Raw genomic sequence first — 17,735 nt, 5'->3', positions numbered from 1 at the left:
CTCCATGGGATGATCGCCGCCCAAGCGCGACCATCCCTCGGAGATTCAAATGTCATTGCTTAGCAAGAAAGCCGTCGTCCTGTTGCTGGCGGCGGTGGCCGGTTTCGGCGCCATCAATGCTCAGGCAGCCAAGGCCAAAGAGAAGGCTGTCACCGAGAAAGTCTCGATGCTCGACGGCAAGTTCAGTTTTGTTCTGCCCAAAGGCTTCGTCGGCGATCCGCTGCCAGCCGGGCCGACCGGTGCCAAGGGCACCATGTACAGCAACGACGCCACCAAGACTGTGGTCATCGTCGCCGAAAACCAGATTCCCGAAGGCAAAAACGTCAAGGACAACGACAGCGCGTTCCTCGACGGCACGGTGTCCGATTTCATCGATGCCCAGCACAAGGCGATGCCCGACTTCAACAAACTCAGCGAAAAGAGCCTGACCCGCAAAGGCAATGGCCTGGGCTTGCGTCAGGTCGACAGCACCGCCACCCAGGGCGGCGGCCAGACTCTCAACACCACATTGCTGGCCGGCTCCGGCACGCGCATGGCGCTGGTCCAGGTGATTTCCCGGGTCAGCGACAAGAGCGGTCACGAGGCGCTGGTGAAAACCATCCTCAAGGAAAAGTGATGCTCAGGGATTGAGTTGCTGCAGCCAGTCGTTCAGATCCCGCAGTTCGGCCGCACTGATACTGTGGCCAACGCCGGGGTAGGCATGAAGTTGCGGTTTGTAATCCAGCTTCTCCAGCAGCGCTTTGGCCGCTGTGGCGCCACTGTAAGGCACGCGGTCATCCGCCGTGCCATGGCCGATGAAGATCGCCAGCGGCGGATGCTGTTGCTCTGACTTCAGCTCCCCCTTGAGCACCGGCAACACTCGCCCGCTCAACGCGGCGATGCCGGCCACCACCGCCGGCTGCCGCAGCCCGACCTCGTAGGTCATCATCGCGCCCTGGCTGAAGCCGATCAGGTACACCTTGTCCGGTAGCGCGTGATATTTCTGCGCCGCAGCGGCGATAAAGGCCCGCAGTTTCTGGCTGCTGGCCTTCAGATCATCGGTCTCGCCGTTGTAGGCGCCTTCGCCTTTCTTGCGAAACCACTGGAAACGCCCGTCTCCCAATGCCATCGGTGCCTGCACCGACAGGTAGTTGTACTGCTTGGGCAACTGGAATTTCATGCCGATCAAGTCCGCTTCGTTGCTGCCATAGCCGTGCAGGAAAATCACCAGCGGACGCTGTTCGGCGTCCGGGTGCACCTGGGCCAGGTAGTTGAGCGGCAGATCGTTTTGCAGCGAGGTCTGAGCCTGAACGGCAGTGGACGCCAGCAGCGTCAACAGCGCAAACACCTTCAACATAAGCCTTCCTTCACACAGTGCAGGGTTCGGGGCAGAGCCTAACACTGTGATCCGGATGACGGGGTATCAGTCGTTGATCAGCTTGCCCGCCCGGATCGGCTCGCGCCCCGCCACTTTCGCCTGCCAGATACCCGGCTGGGTGTAGCGACCGCGATCGATGGCGAACAACACGCCGCTGGTGCCGGCGCGCACGGTGGTCACGCGGTCGTTCAACGGGTCGACCACTTCGAACAGCGCATCGCCGCGCTCGACCCATTCACCGGCATCGCGCAGGAAACTCACCACGCCGTGGTGCGGGGCGAACAGGTATTCGGTGCCTTCGAACGGCATGCCTTCGCAGCAGGCTTGCGGCGCCTTCGGCCATTCGCCGCTGATGAAGCCCTGCTCGGCCAAAAAGCCCAGGATCGCCTCGCAATTGGCCTGAGCCTGATCGACGCGGGTGTCGCCCATGCTGCCCAGTTCCAGGGTGGTGGCGAGGTTGGCCGGTGGAATCGCAGCGTTCGGGAAGGCCCGGGCCAGGCGCAACCACGGCGAGGAGCACGACTCGTCGAACGAACTGCCGCCGGAGTCTTCACACAACAGTGCCACGCCAGCCTTCAGGCGTGCGGCGAGGGATTGCCACTGCGACCAGTGTTGCGGCAGTGCGTAAAGATGAATCGCGGCGTCGAAATCGCAATGCAGATCGAGGGTGATGTCGGCCTCACAGGCGTGGCGCAGCAACAGACGGTGCAGCGCTTCCAGTTGCGAGGCTGGCGCTGGCAGTTCGTCGAGGATCTGGCCCATGGTCTGGCGGATCAACGCAATGTTGGCCTGGGCATCACCGCCCAACTGCTCGCCGATACGCTCGGCCACCGGCGCACTGAGTTCGACGAAGGAGCGGTTGAAGTTCTTGCCGCTGCCCAGCTCGAAGCGCCCCATGTGGCTTCCTTGCAGATGCTGATCGAGGCCGATCGGGTTGGCCACCGGCACCAGTTCGACCACGCCTTGCAACTGGCCGTTGCTTTCCAGTTCGGCCAGGCGCTTTTTCAGCTCCCATGCGGTGCGCATGCCCGGCAGTTCATCGGCGTGCAGGCTGGCCTGGATGTAGACCTTGCGCGGGCCGGCGCCGTAACGGAACACGCTCAGGGAACGTTCGCTGCCCAGGTGGCTCCAGGGCAGAAGATGGTCGATGCGTTGCATGGGGAACTCCGGAAATTCTGTGGTCGCTGCCAACGCAGTGACCGCATTGAAAATGTGCTGACAGGATAAATCACGGGCGAAAAAAAGTGGCCACCGCGTCAACGGGGCCACTTTTTCTACGGCGTATTAATGGCCGTACACGTCAAAGTCGAAGTACTTGTCCTGCACTTGCTTGTACTTGCCGTTGGCGCGGATTTCATTGATGGCCGTGTTGAATTTCTCTGCCAGCTCGGTATCGCCTTTACGCACTGCGATACCGGCGCCACCGCCGAAGTACTTGGCGTCTTCGTAGGTCGGGCCGACGAATTCAAAGCCTTTGCCTGCATCGGTTTTCAGGAAGCCGTCGCTTAGGTTGACCGAGTCGGCCAGCATCGCGTCGATACGACCGGAGACCATGTCCAGGTTGGCTTCCTGCTGCGAGCCGTAACGCACCAGCTCGATGCCGGCCGGCACCAGCACTTCGGTGGCGTAACGGTCGTGGGTACTGGCGCGCAGCACGCCGACTTTCTTGCCTTTGAGTTCGACCAGCGGGTCTTTCACGCCAGAGCCTTCCTTCATCACGAAGCGCGCCGGGGTGTGGTAGTACTTGATGGTGAAATCGACGTTTTTCTTGCGGTCGTCAGTGATGGTCATCGAGGACAGGATCGCGTCGATCTTCTTCACTTTCAGCGCCGGGATCAGGCCGTCGAACTCTTGCTCGACCCAGGTGCATTTGACTTTCATCTGCTCACACAGCGCATCGCCGATGTCCACGTCGAAACCGGCCAGTTTGCCGTCAGGGGTTTTCATCGAGAATGGCGGGTAACCGGCTTCGATACCGATACGGATCGGTTTGGCGTCTTCGGCCACGGCGGTCAGGGACAACATCGACAGTGCCAGGGCACCGAACATAACCAGCTTTTTCATTTATTACTCCCGTGTGCGGAGGCTTTTATTGGCAGCTTTCGATTGTCAGGTTCGGCCTTGGGCTGTGTCGCGCAAAGAAACCGAAGTGGCCGGCAGTCTATGGCGGCGCGCACGGGGCAAATTGTTTTTAAGCGACAAATACTTACAGAAAATCGGCGACTGCCGTCACATGGGAAAAGCGTGCGCCAGAGCGGTGCAAGCCTTGTAGGACAAAGCCGACAAAAGCTGCCGCCAAAGCGGCAACTTTCCGATTATCAGCAATCGCAAGCGATCGGGGCGGTGGCGGCGCGTGGTGTCGCAACACTCAACTGGAAGCCTTCATCCAGCCATCCGGTCACCCCGCCGATCATCTCCTTGACCGGATAACCCAACGCCGCCAACTTCACCGCGGCCTTATTGGCGCCATTGCAATGGGGACCGGCGCAATAGACCACGAAAAGCGTGTTTTTCGAGTAGGCCACCAGCCCCTCCGCCGTCAGCAAACGCCCGGGAATATTGATTGCCCCCGGCACATGCCCACGCTCGAAGGCCAGCGGCCCGCGCACGTCTACCAGGACAAAATCGACCTCGCCAGCCTGCTGGCTGCTGAAGACGTCGGAACAGTCGGTTTCGAAAGTCAGACGGTTGCTGAAATGCATCAAGGCAACGGCCGAAGGCGCTGCAGGAATTTCGCGAACCAGGCTGGGCATGTTGAATCACTCCTTTGTCTGTGGGGATGAACAGACTTTATCGAGCCGTCGCTTGCCGCTACAGTGGCGCACAAGACACTCACCGGGAATTTTCCGCCAAATGCCTGATTCACCTGGATTGGTCGCAATTCTGGCCTACGACGGCCTCTGCACATTCGAGTTCGGTATCGCCGTGGAGATCTTCGGCCTGGCTAGGCCGGAGTTCGATTTTCCGTGGTACGAGCACTGCATTGCGGCGGTCGATCAAGGCCCGATGCGTGCCATGGGCGGTATTCAGGTGCTGGCCGATGGCGGTTTTGAGCTGTTGGCAGAGGCGCGCACCATCATCATTCCCGGCTGGCGCGACCGCAGTGCGCCAGTGCCGGAGGCCTTGCTCGAAGCCTTGCGTGATGCGCATTCACGCGGCGCCCGGTTGCTGTCGATCTGCTCGGGCGTCTTTGTGCTGGCAGCCAGCGGCCTGCTCGACGGGCATGGCGCCACCACTCACTGGCGCTACGCCTCGGAGCTGGCCGAGCGCTTCCCGGCCATCGATGTCGATCCGGATGTGCTTTACGTCGATTCCGGCCAGTTGATTACTTCGGCCGGCAGTGCAGCCGGGATCGACGCCTGCCTGCATCTGGTGGCGCGGGACTTCGGCACCCAGATCGCCAACGCGGTGGCACGACGGCTGGTGATGTCGCCGCAGCGCACCGGCGGCCAGGCGCAATTCATTCCCACCCCAGTCAGCCCGACGCCGCGCAGCGACCTGTCGCGCGTGATGCAGTGGGCCCGCGAGCGCCTGCATGAACCGCTGGAGGTGCGCGATCTGGCCAGCGAAGCGGCGATGAGCGAACGCACCTTCCTGCGCAAATTCACGGAGGCCAGCGGCCAGTCACCCAAGGCCTGGTTGCAACACGAGCGTCTGGCCCGGGCCCGTGAGTTGCTGGAAAGCACGCCGCAGAACACCGAGCAGATCGCCCTGCGCTGTGGTTATCGCTCGGTGGAAAGCTTTCGTGTGGCGTTTCGCAGCGCGGTCGGGGTGCCACCGTCGGTGTATCGCGAGCGCTTCGGTCGGGAGGTCAAGGCTTGCGCAACAGATAGGTGTCCATGATCCAGCCATGCTCGGCCCGGGCAGCCTTGCGCACCCGTTCGATTTCATCGGCAACAGCGCCGAGCTTGCCTTTGATAAGGATTTCATCCGGCGTGCCGAGGTAGGCGCCCCAGTAAATCTCTGTCTCCCGATCCGCCACGTGGTGGTAGGAATCTTCGGCATCGAGCATCACCACCAGACTGTCCGTGTCACTCACCTTCCCCGCTGCCAGGCGCCGGCCGGTAGTGATTTCAATCGAACGACCGATGGTGTTCAACGGCACCTTGTGCTGTGCCGCCAAGGCCTGAACGCTGGTAATGCCGGGAATGACTTCGAATTCAAACGCACATCGCCCCGAGGCCAGAATCGCCTGCAGGATGCGAATCGTGCTGTCGTACAGCGCCGGATCGCCCCACACCAGAAAACCGCCGCACTGCCCGTCAGGCAATTCGTCATTGATCAGGTGTTCGAAGGTTTGCTGCTTGGCACGGTTCAGCTCATCGACACTGGCGTTGTAGTCCACATCGCCGCGCTCGCGCTCCGGGCTGTGGGCTTCGGCGAAACGGTACGTACGATCGGTGATATAGCGCTCGCAGATTTCTCGCCGCAGGTCGAGCAACTTGTCCTTGCTCTGGCCCTTGTCCATCAGGAAAAACACGTCCACCCGGTTCAGCGCCTTCACCGCCTGCATCGTGATGTAGTCCGGGTTGCCGGCACCGATGCCGATCACCAGCAATCGCTTCATTGCTCTGCTCCTTCCAGGTTCATGCCGGACAAGCGTAGTCGCCAGCGCCCGGCAAACCGCAGCTCGACCGCCGCCAGCGGTTCGACATCGAGGCTGTGAAACGCCTCGCCCTGCACGACCTGCATCAATGCAGCGCGAATCACGAACGGATGAGTGACCGCCACCACGTGCCCCGGCGTGGCTTGCAGTGCAACCAGCCACGCGGCCACCCTTTCACGCAGCTGCGCCACCGACTCACCGCCATGGGGTGCGGCGTGCGGGTCTTCGAGCCACGCTTGCAAGGCCTCGGGTTCGTTTCGTTGCAAGTCCTTGAGCGATTGACCTTGCCACCGGCCCCAGTCGCAATCACGCAGGGCCTCATCGACGTGCGCTTCATGGCCAAACCACGCTGCCGTCTGACGGCTGCGCAGCTCCGGGCCACAAATCAGACGAGATGCCATGGCGAAACGCGAAGCCAGCGAACAGGACGCCAACTCCGTTTCTTCAACAGGTTCGTTCGTAGGAAAACACGCCAATTTTTGTGCGACAGTTCTGGCATGGCAGATCAATGTCAAACGGGTGGTCTGCACGGGGAGTCACTCGGCTGGAAGACAGGACAACCATCAACGCAATCGCGGATGGAGCGGCAATTGTGCCGTAAAACAGGAGGCTCCGAGCAAGTCGACAGGATGGCCTGAAGTCTGAAAGTGCAATTGTCTGACACCACTATGGGCAATGGACTACAAGACTGATCGACAGCGGTGTAACCCTTGCGTTACGGGCATCCCGCCCCATTTTGGGGCTTGGTCTAAACGCCAAAAAATTCGCTAGACATGTAGCGCCAGTTACATAAATACTGTTTTAAAGGATTATGAAGCGAATTCAACACCCCCCCATCCAGCAGGAGCCCGGATGCCCCCTCTAAGAGACCTGATCACCGACCCCGGCCTTGATCTGACGCCGTCGGAGCGCAAAGTCGTTCGCGCCTTGCTCGATCAGTATCCACGCAACGGGCTTGGCCCGATGGCGCGCCTGGCCGAACATGCCGGCGTCAGCGATCCGACCATCGTGCGGCTGGTTAAAAAGCTCGGCTTCGGCGGATACGCCGAATTCCAGGACGCCCTGCTCAGCGATATGGACCATCGACTGCGCTCACCGCGCACGCTGTTGCAGCCGCGTTCGCATCAGAACAAGGACGATGCCTGGAGCCATTATCTGGCTCACAGCCATAACCTGCTGGCTGAAACCCAGGCCCTGACCCAACCGGAAGACGTGCGGATCCTCGCCGACTGGCTGCTCGACACCCGCCATCAGGTCTACTGCTTCGGCGGGCGCTTCAGCAGTCTGATGGCGACCTACCTGCTCAACCATTTGCGACTGCTGCGCCCCGGCTGTTTTGCGCTGGAGGACAACGCGCAGCTGCCGGATCGCCTGTTCGACCTGCAACGCCAGGACGTGGTGCTGGTGTTCGACTATCGCCGCTACCAGACCCAGGCCTTGCGCGTGGCCAGCGCCGCGAAAAACGGCAACGCCCGCGTCGTGCTGTTCACCGACATCTATGCCTCGCCGCTGCGCGAACTGGCCGACATGATCATCAGCGCTCCGGTGGAGTCGGCTTCGCCGTTCGACACCATGGTTCCGGCGCTCGCTCAGGTTGAAGCGCTGATCGCTTGCCTGACCCTGCGCTGCCCGGACCTGGCCGATCGCCTGGAAGGTATCGATGCCCTGCGCAACGACTTCGACACCCACTTGCTGGAGGATAAATAAGGATGTTCAGTCTTCCCCATCGCTCGCCACGGGACCTGCCGTTTGTCACCGACCACACCGCGCTGTTGCTGGTGGACATGCAGCGAGCCTGGCTTGAGCCCCAGTTCGACCCGCACCTCGAAGGCCCGGACGCCGCGTACTTCCTCAACCGCACGCGCTCGCAAGTGGTGCCCAATCAGGTTCGGCTGCTCAACGCCTTCCGCGACACCCGGCAGAACGTACTGCACACCCTGATCGAAAGCCTGACCGCCGATGGCCGCGACCGCTCGCTGGATCACAAACTGTCGGACATGCATCTGCCCAAGGGCAGCCCGCAGGCACAGGTCATCGCTGAACTGACGCCTGCGGAAAACGAAATCGTGCTGCCGAAAACCTCGTCCGGGGTCTTCAACTCGACCAACATCGACTACGTGTTGCGCAACCTCGAAACCCGCCACTTGATCATCGCCGGCATCGTCACCGACCAGTGCGTGGACATGGCCGTGCGCGACGCCGCCGACCGTGGCTACCTCGTCACACTGGTGGCCGACGCCTGCGCGACCTACACCGAAGCGCGCCACGACGCTTGCCTGAATGCGATCAAGGGCTACTGCTGGATCACCGACACCGACACCGTGCTTGGCCGGTTGCAGGAGATGCAGCCATGAGCGAACGCCTGTCGCCGTTGCCGATGACCACCATCGTCACCACCGACCTGATCGGCGTCACTCGAGGCCGTTCGTTTCCCACCGATGAGCTGGAGCACTATCAGGCCGCCGGTTGTGGCTGGGTGCCCGCCAACAGCGCGCTGACGCCGCAGGACATCATCGCTTCGACCAGTCCGTGGGGCGCTTATGGCGATTTGCGGCTGATTCCCGATCTGGCCAGCCGCGTCACCGTCGGCAACGGCCCGGACGCCGCCGCCCCGGCGCTGGACTTCATTCACGGTGACATCCGCGAGACCGACGGCCGACCATGGGCAGCCTGCCCGCGCACTCTGTTGCGCAACGAGGTCGAGCGCTATCGCGATGAACTCGGCTTGCAGGTCAACGCCGCGTTCGAACACGAATTCAATCTGCACGCCGGGTTTGCCGAACATCTGGCGTTCTCGCTCGAAGCCCAGCGCCAGGGCGCCGAATTCGGTGGATGGTTGCTCAGCGCGCTGCGCGCCGGAGGTGTCGAGCCGGAGATGTTCCTGCCCGAATACGGCAAGCACCAATACGAAATCACCTGCCGCCCGACCCTTGGTGTGGCGGCGGCGGATCGCGCGGTGAACGTGCGCGAGATCACCCGCGAAATTGCCCGGCAAATGAGCCTGGATCTGAGCTTTGCGCCGAAGACCGCCGCCGACGCGGTGTGCAACGGCGTTCACCTGCACGTCAGCCTGCTCGATCCGGCCGGTCAGCCGATGCTCTACGACGCCGGCACCAGCAATGGTCTGTCGACCCTCGGCCAGCACTGGGCGGCGGGCGTGCTGCATTATTTGCCGGCGCTGTGTGCGTTCACGGCACCGACGCCGGTGTCGTACGAGCGTTTGCAGCCGCACCACTGGAGCGCGTCGTACGCCTGCCTCGGCCAGCAAAATCGCGAAGCCGCGCTGCGTATTTGCCCGACCGTGAGCCTGGGCAACACACCCGTGGCAAAGCAATACAACCTGGAATTCCGCGCCATGGACGCCACCGCCTCGCCGCATCTGGCAATGGCCGCGCTGCTGATCGCCGGACGCCTGGGCATCGAACAGCGTCTGGCACTGAACGCGATCACCGATGAAATCCCCGATTCACTCAACCATGAACAACGCAAGGCCCGGGGCATCGTTGCCCTGCCCGCCTCCCTGGCCCAGGCACTGGATTGCCTGCGTCGCAGTGAAGCGCTGGTCGAAGCGCTGCCAAGCGCGTTGCTCGAGACTTTTTTCGCCCTTAAAACCGAGGAACTGGCGCTGACGGAACAGCTCTCGCCCGCTGACCTGTGTGAGCACTATGCACGCCTGTACTGAATCCGCCGAGCTGGGGTTGTACACCCGACCGGTCTACAACCTGAGCCGTGAAGATTCGACGCACCCGCTGATTCTGGTGTGCGAACACGCCAGCCGCTACATCCCCGAGGCCCTGAACAATCTGGGCCTGGATGACACCGCGGCGCGCGAACACATTGCCTGGGACATCGGTGCGCTGGAACTGGCCGAGCAACTGTCGGAAAAAATTGGCGCCACACTGCTGAGCGCCAACTATTCGCGTCTGCTGATCGACCTCAACCGCCCCCGGCATGCACCCGACAGCATCCCGGCGCAGAGCGAGATCTATCAGGTGCCGGGTAACCGCGAGCTTGACGAGGCCACCCGCGAATACCGTCGCCAGTGCCTGTTCAAGCCGTTTCACACGCGGCTGCAGCAACTGATCGATGCACGTCTGGCCGAAGGTCGGCCGGTACGCGTGGTAGGCATTCACAGTTTCACCCCGGTGTACTACGGCCAGCCGCGCGAGCTGGAAGTCGGCGTGCTGTTCGGCCAGGCCAAGGCCTATGCCCGACAGATGCTCGACGGTCTCGGCAAGCACCCGCTGAAAGTCGCCGGTAACCAGCCGTACAAGATCGACCCGCTGGGCGACATGACCGTGCCGGTGCACGGCGATGCGCGAGGCCTGGAATCGGTGTTGATCGAAGTGCGCAACGACCTGCTGCGCAGCCCGGAAGCGGTGACCCGCTGGGCGAATTATCTGGCGCCATTGCTGTAAGAATTGTTGTAACCACTGCTGACGCTGTAAACGACGGACCGACATAACAACTAAAACGAACGATTGGCTGACAAGGAGTTGCGCTTCATGGAAATAGAAGAGTTTGGCTACAAGCAGGAGTTGAAACGTAGCCTGACACTCACCGACCTGGTGGTGTACGGGATGATCTTCATGATCCCCATTGCCCCGTTCGGGGTGTATGGCTACGTCAACGCCGAGGCACCGGGGATGGTGCCCCTGGCGTACATCATCGGCATGGTGGCAATGGTTTTCACTGCGCTGAGCTACGGCAGCATGGCGCGGGCCTTTCCGGTTGCCGGATCGGTGTACTCCTACGCGCAACGGGGCCTGAATCAACACGTCGGCTTCATCGCCGGCTGGCTGATGCTGCTCGATTACCTGCTGATTCCGCCGCTGCTTTACGTCTACGCGGCAATGGCGCTCAACCACCTGTACCCGGACATCCCGAAAGTCGGTTTCATTCTGGCGTTCCTGGTCAGCGCAACCTTCGTCAACCTGCGCGGCATTACCTTCACCGCCCGCATGAACATCCTGTTCCTGCTGGCGCAGCTCGTGGTGCTGGGGATTTTCCTGTTCTACGCCTGGAACGCCCTGCACAACGGTGGCGGCAACGGTCAGTTGACCCTCGCGCCGCTGTATCACCCGGAAACCTTCAACTTCGCCTTGCTGATGCAAGCGGTGTCGATTGCGGTGCTGTCGTTCCTCGGCTTCGATGCAATCTCCACCCTCGCCGAAGAGATCAAGGGCGATCCGGGCCGCAGCGTCGGCAAAGCAGCGTTGATCACTCTGGTAGTAATGGGCGCAATCTTCGTCGTACAGACCTGGATCGCCACCGATCTGGCCGCCGGCATGGGCTTCAAGTCCGCCGACACCGCGTTCTATGAAATCGCCGAAATCGCCGCCGGCAGCTGGCTGGCGACTTTGACCGGCGTGGCCACGGCCCTGGCCTGGGGCGTGGCGGTAGCGATCACTTCGCAAGCGGCGGTCTCGCGCCTGCTGTTCGGCATGGCCCGCGACGGCAAGTTGCCGAAGGTGCTGGCCAAGGTCCACCCGAAACACAACACGCCTTACCTGAGCATTTATCTGGTGGCGGTGCTGTCGCTGGTGATCTGCTACCTGTTCATCAATTCGGTGGACACCCTGACTTCGCTGGTCAACTTCGGCGCCCTGAGCGGCTTCATGCTGCTGCACCTGACCGTGATCAATTACTACTGGCGCCGACAGAAGTCCGGCCAGGTGATTCGTCACCTGATCTGCCCGGTGATCGGCTTCATCATCGTCGCGGCCATCATGTACAACATGGGCGTCGATGCACAAAAACTCGGCCTGATCTGGATCGCCCTGGGTCTGGTGTACCTGTTCTTCCTGAACAAACTCGGCGCCAGTACCGCGCTGCCCGACCCGAGCAATGGCTGACAAGAAAAAGGGCGGCGTCTGACAACAAATCAGGCGACCGCCGCTTTAACGCGTGGAAACCGACAGTGATAGTCAGGTTCGGCGAATGGGCCGAACCTTTTTGATACAGGAGTGCATCCATGCTGGTCTTACGTCCAGTCGAGCCAAACGACCTGCCTCAATTGCAACAATTGGCGCGCGACAGCCTGGTGGGCGTCACCTCCCTGCCGGACGACAGCGAGCGTCTGGGCGAAAAAATCGCAGCGTCCTGCGCCTCGTTTGACAGCGATGCGGCGGTCCAGGGCCCGGAGAATTACTTCTTCGTGCTGGAAGACCTGGACAGCCGCCGCCTGGTCGGCTGCTCCGAAATTCTCGCCACCGCCGGCCACGACGAACCGTTCTACAGCCTGCGCAACCGCCACTTCACCAGTGCTTCGCGAGAGCTGAACATCGAACACGGCGTGCCGGCACTGTCGCTGTGCCACGACCTGAGCGGACATACGCTGCTGCGCGGTTTTCACATCGATGAAGCGCTGGTCCGCACGCCGTTTTCCGAATTGCTGTCGCGGGCACGCCTGCTGTTCATCGCCGCCCACGCGCCGCGATTTGCCGAAGCGGTGATTACCGAAATCGTCGGCTACAGCGACGAGCAAGGGCATTCACCGTTCTGGGATGCGCTGGGCAAACATTTCTTCGACCTGCCCTACGTCGAGGCCGAACGCCTGTGCGGCTTGCAGAGCCGTACGTTTCTCGCCGAACTGATGCCGCAATACCCGATCTACGTGCCGATGCTGCCGCAGGCGGCGCAGGACTGCATCGGCCGCGTCCACCCGGACGGCCAGGAAGCCTTCGACATTCTTGAGCGCGAGGGTTTTGAAACCAACAGCTACATCGATCTGTTCGATGCGGGCCCGACCTTGTATGCACGCACCGCCAACATCCGTTCGATCGCGCAAAGCCAGACCGCTACGGTTCAGGAAGCTCCCCTGATCGATGCACGCGGTCACTATCTGGTGAGCAACAATGCTCTGCATGGCTTTCGGGCGGTGGTCGCCGAGCTGGATTACCAGCCCGATCAGCCCCTGGCACTGGACCCTGCCCTGTGCGCGGCACTCAACGTCCGCGCTGGCGGCACGATCCGGGTGATCGCCCTGTGAACCGCGCCTCTACCCAACGACAGTGCCCGAGCAGGCGCGCAAAAGGAGTTGCAGCATGATTGTCCGTCCGGTTCAAGTCAGCGACCTGCCTGCATTGATGACACTGGTGCTACAGGCCGGGCCGGGGTTCACCACCCTGCCCGCCAATGAAGATCGCCTGGCCCACCGGGTACGCTGGGCACAGCGCACCTTCGCCGAGCAGGTCGAGCGGGCCGATGCCGATTACCTGTTCGTGCTTGAAGACGACGAACAGCGAGTGGTCGGTGTCAGTGCCCTGGCCGGGGCTGTCGGCCTGCGCGAGCCCTGGTACAACTATCGGGTCGGGCTGACGGTCAGCTCGGCGCCGGACCTGGGCATTCAGCGGCAGATCCCGACGCTGTTCCTCAACAATGAACTGACCGGCCAATCGGAGCTGTGCTCGCTGTTTCTGCGCCACGACCAGCGCCACGGCAGCAATGGACGTCTGCTGTCGCTGGGGCGCTTGCTGTTTGTCGCCGAATTCCCGCACCTGTTCGGCGAGAAAATGATCGCCGAACTGCGCGGCACTGCCGACGAACGAGGCTGTTCGCCGTTCTGGGACAGCCTTGGGCGGCATTTCTTCCAGATGGATTTCAGCCATGCCGACCACCTGTCCGGGCTGGGCAACAAGGCCTTCATCGCCGAACTGATGCCGCGTCAGCCGCTGTACACCTGCCTGCTCACCGAACAGGCCCAGGCCGTGATCGGTCAGGCCCACCCCAACACCGAACCGGCACTGAAAATCCTCCAGTCCGAGGGCTTCGTCCACAAAGGCTACATCGACATCTTCGACGGCGGCCCGGTGATCGAAGCACCGATCGGCAGCATCCGCACCGTGCGTGACAGCCTGGAACTGACCCTGAGCATCGGCACGCCGGACGAACAGGCACCGCTGTGGCTGATCCACAACCGGCGTCTGGAAAACTGCCGCATTACCGTCGCTCCGGGACGCCGGGTCGGCAGCAATCTGGTGGTTGACCGCCTCACCGCCAAACGCCTGCAATTGCAGCCGGGCAACTCCGTACGGGCGGTGCCGCTGCCCAATCAACAGCAGCAGGCAGTGGCGGCCTGAGCGCCTCTGCCTGCAGCAAGAAAGCCTGAACAGGTTTTTCCTGGTTAACTTCCTCGTTAATTCGTCATGATCCTTGACCCATTGGCGTGATAGCCTTTTCACCTTCGGCGTTGACACCTTTGCTCAAGCCTTTCCATTCCTTTGTATTGGTGGAACTCGTATGACCAGGCTTTCTCATCAAGATTTGCGCCGTAACTTCCGTCAGTTGCTGGCTTCCGACACCTGCTATCACACCGCCTCGGTGTTCGATCCGATGTCCGCCCGCATCGCCGCTGACCTGGGTTTTGAAGTAGGGATTCTCGGCGGCTCGGTCGCCTCGTTGCAGGTTCTGGGTGCTCCGGACTTTGCCCTGATCACCCTCAGCGAATTCGCTGAACAGGCCACCCGCATCGGCCGCGTCGCCCAATTGCCGGTAATCGCCGACGCCGACCACGGTTACGGCAACGCGCTGAACGTGATGCGCACCATCGTCGAACTGGAACGCGCCGGCGTCGCTGCGCTGACCATTGAAGACACCCTGCTGCCAGCACAATTTGGCCGTAAATCCACCGACCTGATCACCGTCGCCGAAGGCGTCGGCAAGATCCGTGCGGCACTGGAAGCCCGAGTCGATTCGGAAATGGCGATCATCGCCCGAACCAACGCCGGCATCCTGCCGAACCAGGAAATCATCAGCCGCACCAAGCAGTACCAGGCCGCAGGCGCTGATGGTATCTGCATGGTCGGGATTCAGGACTTCGATCAGCTCGAGCAGATCGCCGAACACCTGACCGTGCCGCTGATGCTGGTGACCTACGGCAACCCGGCGCTGCGCGACGACAAACGCCTGGCCGAACTGGGTGTGCGAGTGACCATCGACGGCCACGGTGCCTACTTCGCGGCGATCAAGGCGACTTACGACAGCCTGCGCGAACAACGCCAGATCTTCACCCAGGCCTCGGACCTGAGCGCCACCGAGCTGACCCACACCTACACCCAGCCTGAGGAATACATCCTCTGGGCCAAGGAATACATGAGCGTCAAAGAGTAACCTCGCAACACGCGACAAAGAGGCAGAGCGGCCCGACGCCATTACGAGTCCCACTCGCATGGCGCCCGCCGCGAAACCGCTGGCTGCCGTTACTGTTTCGCCAACTCCATAATCATCCGCGACAACAGATAAATCCGCGGCGCAACGCTTTCCACCTCCGCATATTCCTCCGGCGTGTGAATGTTGCCGCCAACAATCCCGAACCCATCCAGCGTCGGCGTACCCACCCCGGCCGACAGGCTCGCATCCGCCGCCCCGCCGCTGCCTTCTTCAGTCAACTTGCGGCCGATCTCGCCGTAGATCCCTTGAGCCATCGCCATCAAACGATCCGACTCCGCCGTCTGCGGCATCGGTGGCAGGCCGCGTTGCAATGAAGTCTTCACTTCGGTGTCAGGAATCAGCTTGTCCTGAGACACCCGCGCCAGATCCTTCTCGATCCGGTCGAACTCTTCCGGCACTGCCGCCCGCACGTCAGCCTTGGCCGTGGCCTGATCCGGGATCACGTTGGTGCGATCACCCGCCTTGAGCACGGTGAAGTTGATGGTGGTTTTCCTGGCTTCATCGCCGAGCTTGCCCAGTTGCAGGATCTGATGCGCCGCTTCCATCGCCGCATTGCGTCCCAGTTCCGGCGCGACACCGGCGTGGGCAGCCTTGCCCTTGACCTCGACCAGTGCGGTGGCGCTGCCCTTGCGCCACACCACCAGCCCATCTGCCGGACGGCCCGGCTCGAGATTGAGCGTCACGTCGTGCAGCCTGGCGGTTTTCTTGATCAGGTCAGTGGCGACGTCCGAGCCGGTTTCTTCGCTGGCATCAAGCAGAAAAGTGATTTGCGCGTAATCCTTGAAGTCGAGGTTCTTGAGGATTTTCAGCGCGTAGATGCCGGCGACGATCCCGCCCTTGTCGTCCATCACCCCCGGCCCGTAAGCGCGACCGTCCTTGATGTGGAACGGTCGCTCGGCAGCGGAGCCCTCCTTGAACACCGTGTCCATATGCGCCATCAGCAGGATCTTCGCCTTGCCGGTGCCTTTGAGCGAGGCGAGTACATGGTTGGTCTTTTCCGGGGAGTTGGGCACCAGTTCGATGGTGGCGCCGAGCTTTTTCAGCTCATCGATGGCGATTTCGCTGACTTGTCTGAGGCCTTTTTCATCGCCGGAACCGGAGTCGATATTGACCAGGCGTTCCAGCAGTTTCAGGGCTTCGGATTTGTATTGCTCGGCGTCGGCCAGCACTTGTTTGTGCGGTTCGGCGAAGGCGCCTGCGGTGGTGAAAGAGAGGGTCAGACCGAGACCGGCGGCCAGCAGGGAACGGGGGAATTTGAACGTCATGAATCAATCCTTGTTTCGTGTCGGGTACTGAACCGTACCTCACATACCCCCAAGGCTCTATCCCGGATGCGACACCCGATCCGTTCAGACCGAATCGAATACCTGGCGCCGTGGCTTGTCGTCGCTGCAGCAAATCACCCGGTTACGCCCGCCGGCCTTGGCCTCGTACAGCGCCTGATCGGCGTCATCCAGCCATCGTGTCGCATCACCGTGGGCGGGATCGAGCGCCGCCAGACCGATGCTCAGGCTGACTTTCAGCGCCGGGTTCTGTTCGTACACCAGAAAGGAAAAACGCTCACGCAACGCTTCCATCGCCTGCGCCGCGTTAAACAGCGGCAAGTCCGGCAACATCACGCAAAACTCATCGCCGCCGTAGCGCCCCGCCACATCGGCCATGCGCAGGTTCTGCTTGAGCATCTTGCTCAACTGACGCAGGACGAGATCGCCGGCCACGTGGCCGTAGGTGTCATTGATCGCCTTGAAGTGATCGATGTCGATCAGCGCAATCGTCGCGCCGGTCTGCTGACGTTTGCAGCGTTCAAACTGGATTTCCAGTTGATCCTTCCAGGCGCCGTGATTGAGCAGACCGGTGAGGCTGTCGGTGCGGCTCAGGGTCAGCAGTTCACGTTTATGCAGGCCGAGGGTGTAGGCCTGGCGGAAGCAGATCCAGCCCAGCGCCAACGGATACAGCATCAGCAGCGGCAGACAGGCATAGAGTTGCGCCGGTGTGGTCATCGGGACGAACGCGGGCGCAAATACCACCAGCCCGACACCGACGCCAAGCAACTGTGCCGCCGCCCCTGCCACCAGAAAACGCAGGCCGCCGATGGCGACGTTGTTCATCGCCATCATCGAAATGGTCATGGCACTGGGCAAGGGATTGAAGTGCATGGCGGCGACCCAGAAGCCACCGAGGAAAGCGTCGATCAACAGGTTACGGTGTTCGGCGTGATAGGGAACCTTGGCCCGGCGGGCCCATTGATACGCGAGGTGCGGCCAGACCAGGCCGTTGAACAGCATCAGCGCCCAGACCCAGGTCGGCGGGACGAGTGGGTACATCGCGACGCTCACGCACAATAGCCCCAGGACCAGCCCGAGGGTTCGCGATGTATAGAGCCTCCTGGCCAGTGAAAGTCCTTTTCCTCCCGATCTTCCCATAGGGGCCTCGACCACTCGACGGCACTGCGCAGACCGCAGACCGTATGTGCTGGGAGTCTAACAGGGCAACGTTAAATAGCCATCACCGGCCAGCGGGCCGAATGCCCCGTCATCGGCGACACACGGCGGGCAAATGATTGGCTATACATGAAAGGAAGAAAATGGAAAAAAGACTCTA

18 protein-coding genes are annotated in these 17,735 nt (G+C 61.6%); 10 read left to right on the top strand and 8 right to left on the bottom strand.

Going from position 1 to position 17,735, the window contains the following annotated elements; translation table 11 throughout:
- Window positions 1-49 precede the first annotated feature (49 nt).
- On the top strand, window positions 50-616 hold the full coding sequence (locus tag MKZ87_RS15120; RefSeq protein ID WP_085698657.1) for a hypothetical protein: 567 nt from the start codon (window positions 50-52) through the stop codon (window positions 614-616).
- 3 nt (window positions 617-619) lie between these two features.
- Here MKZ87_RS15120 and MKZ87_RS15115 read toward each other — a convergent pair whose 3' ends face one another.
- The 4 genes from MKZ87_RS15115 to MKZ87_RS15100 all read right to left on the bottom strand — a co-directional run bounded on the left by MKZ87_RS15115 (window position 620) and on the right by MKZ87_RS15100 (window position 4,110).
- Window positions 620-1,336: an alpha/beta hydrolase gene (locus MKZ87_RS15115; protein ID WP_085704092.1), complete on the bottom strand. Its 717-nt coding sequence runs from the start codon at window positions 1,334-1,336 to the stop codon at window positions 620-622.
- A gap of 66 nt (window positions 1,337-1,402) precedes the next feature.
- A complete protein-coding gene (locus tag MKZ87_RS15110; protein ID WP_266201230.1) occupies window positions 1,403-2,515 on the bottom strand; it encodes a succinylglutamate desuccinylase/aspartoacylase family protein in 1,113 nt (370 codons plus the stop codon).
- Between the two features lie 126 nt (window positions 2,516-2,641).
- Window positions 2,642-3,421, bottom strand: a complete 780-nt coding sequence (locus MKZ87_RS15105; RefSeq protein ID WP_085686295.1) for an ABC transporter substrate-binding protein — start codon at window positions 3,419-3,421, stop codon at window positions 2,642-2,644.
- A 254-nt stretch (window positions 3,422-3,675) separates the two neighbouring features.
- A complete protein-coding gene (locus tag MKZ87_RS15100; protein ID WP_085698654.1) occupies window positions 3,676-4,110 on the bottom strand; it encodes a rhodanese-like domain-containing protein in 435 nt (144 codons plus the stop codon).
- Window positions 4,111-4,210: 100 nt separating this feature from the next.
- Between MKZ87_RS15100 and ftrA the strand changes: the two genes are divergently transcribed.
- A complete protein-coding gene (ftrA, locus tag MKZ87_RS15095; RefSeq protein ID WP_266201226.1) occupies window positions 4,211-5,200 on the top strand; it encodes a transcriptional regulator FtrA in 990 nt (329 codons plus the stop codon).
- Here the strand turns inward: ftrA and cobF are convergent.
- The gene (cobF, locus tag MKZ87_RS15090; protein ID WP_266201225.1) at window positions 5,169-5,924 is read right to left on the bottom strand and encodes a precorrin-6A synthase (deacetylating); all 756 of its coding nucleotides are present in this window, start codon (window positions 5,922-5,924) and stop codon (window positions 5,169-5,171) included. The two genes, ftrA and cobF, sit on opposite strands and share 32 nt — an antisense overlap.
- Window positions 5,921-6,493 (bottom strand): histidine phosphatase family protein, encoded by a 573-nt coding sequence (locus MKZ87_RS15085; protein ID WP_085704083.1) that lies wholly within the window; start codon window positions 6,491-6,493, stop codon window positions 5,921-5,923. Before MKZ87_RS15085 ends, cobF begins: the two co-directional genes overlap by 4 nt.
- Window positions 6,494-6,815: 322 nt before the next feature.
- Between MKZ87_RS15085 and MKZ87_RS15080 the strand changes: the two genes are divergently transcribed.
- The 8 genes from MKZ87_RS15080 to MKZ87_RS15045 all read left to right on the top strand — a co-directional run bounded on the left by MKZ87_RS15080 (window position 6,816) and on the right by MKZ87_RS15045 (window position 15,074).
- Window positions 6,816-7,670 (top strand): MurR/RpiR family transcriptional regulator, encoded by an 855-nt coding sequence (locus MKZ87_RS15080; RefSeq protein WP_085698650.1) that lies wholly within the window; start codon window positions 6,816-6,818, stop codon window positions 7,668-7,670.
- A gap of 2 nt (window positions 7,671-7,672) precedes the next feature.
- Complete coding sequence (locus MKZ87_RS15075; protein ID WP_085698649.1) at window positions 7,673-8,317, top strand: isochorismatase family cysteine hydrolase; 645 nt, start codon at window positions 7,673-7,675, stop codon at window positions 8,315-8,317.
- Window positions 8,314-9,645, top strand: coding sequence for a glutamine synthetase (locus MKZ87_RS15070; RefSeq protein WP_266201224.1), 1,332 nt, complete (start codon window positions 8,314-8,316; stop codon window positions 9,643-9,645). Before MKZ87_RS15075 ends, MKZ87_RS15070 begins: the two co-directional genes overlap by 4 nt.
- Window positions 9,629-10,381, top strand: coding sequence for an N-formylglutamate amidohydrolase (locus tag MKZ87_RS15065; protein ID WP_085698647.1), 753 nt, complete (start codon window positions 9,629-9,631; stop codon window positions 10,379-10,381). The genes MKZ87_RS15070 and MKZ87_RS15065 overlap by 17 nt, the downstream gene beginning before the upstream one ends.
- Window positions 10,382-10,468: 87 nt before the next feature.
- Window positions 10,469-11,818, top strand: a complete 1,350-nt coding sequence (locus MKZ87_RS15060) for an APC family permease (protein ID WP_085704073.1) — start codon at window positions 10,469-10,471, stop codon at window positions 11,816-11,818.
- Between the two features lie 119 nt (window positions 11,819-11,937).
- On the top strand, window positions 11,938-12,954 hold the full coding sequence (locus MKZ87_RS15055; RefSeq protein WP_266201223.1) for an arginine N-succinyltransferase: 1,017 nt from the start codon (window positions 11,938-11,940) through the stop codon (window positions 12,952-12,954).
- 55 nt (window positions 12,955-13,009) lie between these two features.
- A complete protein-coding gene (astA, locus tag MKZ87_RS15050; RefSeq protein WP_266201222.1) occupies window positions 13,010-14,044 on the top strand; it encodes an arginine N-succinyltransferase in 1,035 nt (344 codons plus the stop codon).
- 160 nt (window positions 14,045-14,204) lie between these two features.
- Window positions 14,205-15,074 carry an isocitrate lyase/PEP mutase family protein gene (locus tag MKZ87_RS15045; protein ID WP_007956238.1) on the top strand — a complete coding sequence of 290 codons (870 nt, stop codon included), beginning with the start codon at window positions 14,205-14,207 and terminating at the stop codon, window positions 15,072-15,074.
- An 89-nt stretch (window positions 15,075-15,163) separates the two neighbouring features.
- Here MKZ87_RS15045 and MKZ87_RS15040 read toward each other — a convergent pair whose 3' ends face one another.
- The gene (locus MKZ87_RS15040) at window positions 15,164-16,399 is read right to left on the bottom strand and encodes a M20/M25/M40 family metallo-hydrolase (protein WP_085698643.1); all 1,236 of its coding nucleotides are present in this window, start codon (window positions 16,397-16,399) and stop codon (window positions 15,164-15,166) included.
- Between the two features lie 84 nt (window positions 16,400-16,483).
- The gene (locus MKZ87_RS15035; RefSeq protein WP_085698642.1) at window positions 16,484-17,557 is read right to left on the bottom strand and encodes a diguanylate cyclase; all 1,074 of its coding nucleotides are present in this window, start codon (window positions 17,555-17,557) and stop codon (window positions 16,484-16,486) included.
- Window positions 17,558-17,735: the final 178 nt, after the last annotated feature.

This window comes from Pseudomonas sp. MCal1, from assembly GCF_026341415.1.
Classification (GTDB): Bacteria; Pseudomonadota; Gammaproteobacteria; order Pseudomonadales; family Pseudomonadaceae; genus Aquipseudomonas.
Note: the sequence above shows the minus strand (reverse complement) of the source record. Positions and strands in the feature narration are given on the sequence as shown.